Source organism: Streptomyces omiyaensis, assembly GCF_014650895.1.
Taxonomy (GTDB): domain Bacteria; phylum Actinomycetota; class Actinomycetes; order Streptomycetales; family Streptomycetaceae; genus Streptomyces; species Streptomyces omiyaensis.
In genome coordinates this window covers 1-1149 of the sequence record NZ_BMVV01000083.1, presented here as the reverse complement: position 1 = coordinate 1149, position 1149 = coordinate 1, and the positions used below count along the sequence as shown (strand labels likewise).

At 68.9% G+C, this 1149-nt stretch carries 1 protein-coding gene; it reads left to right on the top strand.

From position 1 onward, the window contains the following. Positions 1-1149, top strand: a 1149-nt coding sequence (locus tag IE287_RS38085) for a site-specific integrase (protein WP_229884017.1), incomplete at both ends; no start/stop codon positions are given.

The following is a 1149-nucleotide window of genomic DNA, read 5'->3' as shown; positions in this document are numbered from 1 at the left end:
TGGAGCCGGGCTCGTCGGAGTCGACGGCGGTGAGCCTGCGCGGCCTGCCGCCCCTGGTGGTCGCCGAGATCCTCTACGTCCTCCAGGCCCGCACGGACACCGAGGTCAGAACCTCGGCGATGCTGCTGCGGAGCATCGTCCAGCACCTGCGTGAACAGCAGGTCGAGCAGTTCGACGACATCCGGGTCACGCCGAACACCAAGCTGAGCGGGGCGGTCGGCAAGATGCGGCTGCTGATCGAGACGGGGTGCACGACGCCGGAGCTGGAGCAGATCAAGGACGTCTGGAACATGGGCGCCTTCGGCCTGGGACAGTGGCGGCGGCTGGACTTCACCCAGCTGCATCAGGAGTGGATGCGGCGGGCCTGCAAGGCATGGGTGCTGGACGAGATCCCTCGCCGCTACGGCAAGAACATCCCCAACAGCCTGTCCGAGATGATCCTCTGCATCGCCCACCTGTCCCGGACCCTGGTCCGCACGCGCGACGACGACGGCATGGACCCGGCCGCGCTCGGCCGGCGCGACATCGAAGCCTTCACCCAGCACATGGCCCACCTGCATCACACCGAGGAGATCAGCGCCTTCCGCCGGCAGACCGTCTGCCGGTTCACCGGACGGTTCCTGCGGGAGATCCGCGACATGGGCCTGACCCGTCCCGGGGAGATGCTGGCCGACCTGCCCGACGACTTCGCGCTGCGACGGCACGACATGCCCCCGCCGATCACGGACGAGGCCCCAGGCCGGGCCCTGCCCAAGGAGGTCCTCGCCCAGCTCTGCGAACGGCTGCCCGACCTCGATCAGATCCGCGACGGCGGTGACGACATCCGCAACGCGATCGAGATCCTCATCGACACCGGCCGCCGTCCCGACGAGGTCGGCTGCCTGCCCTGGGACTGCCTGGAGACGGACGAGCACGGCAAATCCGTGCTCGTCTACACCGACTTCAAGAACAACCGCGCCGGCTGCCGCCTGCCGATCCCGGATTCCACGGCCGCGATCATCGTCCGGCAGAAGAAGGCGGTCCGGGCCCGCTTCCCCGACACCGACCTGACCCGGCTGGTGCTCTTCCCGCGGCCCCGGCAGAACGCGGACGGAACCCAGCCGTTCCGGATGAACCACATCGGCAACGTCCAGCGGCGCTGGATCAACG